The organism is Paenibacillus zanthoxyli JH29 (genome assembly GCF_000520715.1).
Taxonomy (GTDB): Bacteria; Bacillota; Bacilli; order Paenibacillales; family Paenibacillaceae; genus Paenibacillus_AQ; species Paenibacillus_AQ zanthoxyli.
This window is the reverse complement of record NZ_ASSD01000118.1, coordinates 1-2,995: the sequence shown is the minus strand read 5'-3', so window position 1 is coordinate 2,995 and position 2,995 is coordinate 1. Positions and strand designations below refer to the sequence as shown.

The 2,995-nt window shown below is 53.4% G+C and carries 3 protein-coding genes; all 3 read right to left on the bottom strand.

Annotation, left to right across the window (positions count from 1 at the left end):
- Positions 1 to 302 precede the first annotated feature (302 nt).
- Positions 303 to 1,085, bottom strand: a complete 783-nt coding sequence (locus L691_RS0104745; RefSeq protein WP_025689104.1) for an alpha/beta hydrolase — start codon at positions 1,083 to 1,085, stop codon at positions 303 to 305.
- A 257-nt stretch (positions 1,086 to 1,342) separates the two neighbouring features.
- Entirely contained in the window at positions 1,343 to 1,759 is a 417-nt protein-coding gene (locus L691_RS31810; RefSeq protein ID WP_156934163.1) for a CBS domain-containing protein, read from the bottom strand.
- Between the two features lie 172 nt (positions 1,760 to 1,931).
- The coding region (locus L691_RS0104735; protein WP_025689102.1) for a VanW family protein at positions 1,932 to 2,995 on the bottom strand (1,064 nt) is incomplete at its 5' end.

Here is a 2,995-nt window from a genome sequence, read left to right as displayed (position 1 = left end):
TAGAGGAAGGAGTCTTCTCGGCTTTTTAGATAAAGTTTTGGACTTTGAAAAAGGATAACCTGCGACGATACATCCTTTTTCCACAAATGTTAATTCAAGAGGGACCATTCCTGCACAGATACATGTTTTCCCTCCTTGACCTCATGTTATTGCAGAAATGCTTGAAATTCCTGCACGATCGCAGCTCTTTTTCAATCGATCAAAGGATCAGCGGAAGAAAATGTATTTACGCAGTTTTGTCCGTACCCGAAAAGGGTACCAGTTAGGCGTAGAAGAGCGGGTCTCTTTTTCATGAACATATTCTATGCTCTCAGCGGCAGCCAGGCCAGCACATCCTGAATTTTGGCATCCCAATAGCCCCATTCGTGGGTTCCCGGGCTTTCCTCATAAGTTAAGGATAGGGAGGTTGCTCGGGCGGCATCGCGAAAACGCAGATTATCCTCATACAAAAAATCCTCCGTACCGCAGCATTGGTACAAAAGCGGCTTCGGTCCGCTCGAGGCGTCTACCTTTCGGATCAAGGCCAGAAGGTCCTCGTCCGTTCCTGAGATATCCTCATTGCCAAAAATCATTTCAAATTCTTGTTTGGACATAGTGTTGCCATGGTTGATATGAAGATGCGCCACATCGAGTGCTCCGGATAGACTGGCAGCAGCGGCAAAAGCCTCCGGCTTGCGAAGCCCCAGCTTGATTGCCCCATAGCCTCCCATCGACAAGCCTGCCGCGAAGTTATCCTTACGCTCCGCCGACAGCGGAAAGAACGAGCGCGCCAGCGCCGGCAGTTCCTCGCTGATAAAGGTCCAGTAGCGCCCCCCGTAAGCCATGTCTGTGTAAAAACTGCGATGCACCTGCGGCATAACGACCGCAATTCCCAGGTTCGCGGCATAACGCTCAATCGACGTGCGGCGAAGCCAAATGGAGTGATCATCCGACAATCCATGCAGCAAGAACAAGGTAGGATGCAGGCCGTTACGGGCATTGCTGCTCATTCCGATTTGTGTCTTCGTCTTCTGTGGCAGAATCACCGTCATTGACGTGCTTAGACCCAGCGTTTCCGAATAGAACCGGCATTCGATCAAGGCCATATTACTGACTCCTCCTCATGGGCAAATCATATCATAGTTATAGCAACTTAAATTATAAGAATGAATAGAGTTTTTCTGCAAGAGGGAGGGACCGGCCGGCAGCACATGCTGAAGGAGAACAAGTCACGCTAAAGCTATATACGAATGTGTTATTATGCTGGAATCGGCGCTTTTGGATAACTTGTTCTAAATGCAGAAGTGAGGGGGAACGAAGGTATAAAGTAGAGCGGAAAAGGGGGAAGGAGAGGCGTGTCTAACTATGATTGCCGGGCGAGTAAATCGGAGACATAGACGGCTCCGGCCAGCTTGCCGCCGTCAGTGATGATAATGCTGTCATTCTGCTGCATGGGATGGCGGTCCATCGCCATTGCCAGAACCGCAGACGGCTCAGTGGTGATGTCGACAATCAGCGGGTCTTTTTGTGCAAACTTCATTGCGGGTTCCTTGTAGAATGTGTCCATTCCGAACCGGCCGGATACTTTTAAAAAGAATTTTTCGCTCATGAGCAGCCCCACCGGCTCGTCCGCAGGGCTACAGAGGACAAGACATTTGGACTCCGGGTGATTGAACATTAGGCGAAGCGCTTGGCGGCAGGTGCTGTAGTCATAAACGATCGGTGCAGGTCGCATAATATCGGCCAGCTTAACAGTGGTGGATATTGCCGTTGTTGTCACGATAAGTCATCCCTTTCTGAATATAGTGATTACTTGAGTATATCATCAGTATATCAGCAGATTGTAAAGGGGACGGCCTGCTTAGGTAAAGCAAGAATTAAATATGTTGGGCGGCACCCCATGCCTGCTTGCTTGAGCGCCGCCCGGTCTATGCTATCTCGCAGAAACCCCTTTAATTATTTTTCCTTATTCCATCCTCCACCAGCGGACGCTCGGAGGGCTCCGGGGAGGATGGTCTTGCTCCGCCTGAACCGACGGCGACAAGGGCTTGCTGCGGCCGGTAGGTGTCGCGCGACAGTCTTTTTCTGTCTACGGCCTTGCCGTCCACCTTGCGGGTGAGGTAGGTCTCAACGACATATCCGGCTTTGCCGTTCTGGAGCGTGCGCGAAGCCCCGGCCGGCAGGGTTGCATCGGAAACCGTCCGGCTGCCGGGAGTTAGGATATCCACGGTCCGAGACTCAACCTCGTACGATACATTTTCCGGGAAGGTGCCAAAGAGCTTGACGGTCAGTGTGCGGCCCTGCACGGCGGATCGGATTAATAAATAGCGGCCGGTATTGTTGCGGAAGCGGAAATTGATTGACCCCTGGGAGAAGGTCGCATCCTGGCCCTTGGGCAGGTAGCTTACCGGCAGGGAGTGGTTGCGCCGCTCTACGATTTCAAGTCCCGTGCGCAGCGCCGCATTGTACAGCGTGCTGGACACTTGGCAGATGCCGCCGCCGACGCCCGGCTGAAGCTTGCCGCTCACAATGACCGGCGCTTCGCGGAATCCTGTGGTTTTCTCCGCTTTTTCGATTGCTTTACTGTAGTCGAATATTCCCCCTGGGGGCAGGAGCGTATCATTCACCGCTTTAGCGGCGGATTCCACGTTGTAGCTTCTTCCCGGTCCGCTTGAGCCCAGCGAGGTGCTGAATTCGGCAATCTTGCGCGCCACTCCCTGTTCCCGAAGCGATTCAACCGTCACATCCGGCTGTACAGTTTTAAGCGGAAGCTTAGCGGTGATGCCCGTGCTCCGCAACGCCTCCAACTGGTCGAAGCTTCCCGGGAGACCGGCCCGAAGCGAAGCTTCCATGCCGTTCCAGTCAACCCTGCGGGAGGTCTCCCCCGGTGTATAGACGATTTGGTCGCTCTCCGTAATTCTCCGGGTGGCATTCACGGGTTCGCCGAAAGTGGTCCGCTCCCACTGGGGACTCAACGTGCGTTTCAGCACCGCGCTGTCCCAGCCGGATTCAAGGC

Excerpts from the sequence above, each read along its gene's own strand:
- L691_RS0104745 (WP_025689104.1), bottom strand. The coding sequence starts at position 1,085 with ATGGCCTTGATCGAATGCCGGTTCTATTCGGAAACGCTGGGTCTAAGC.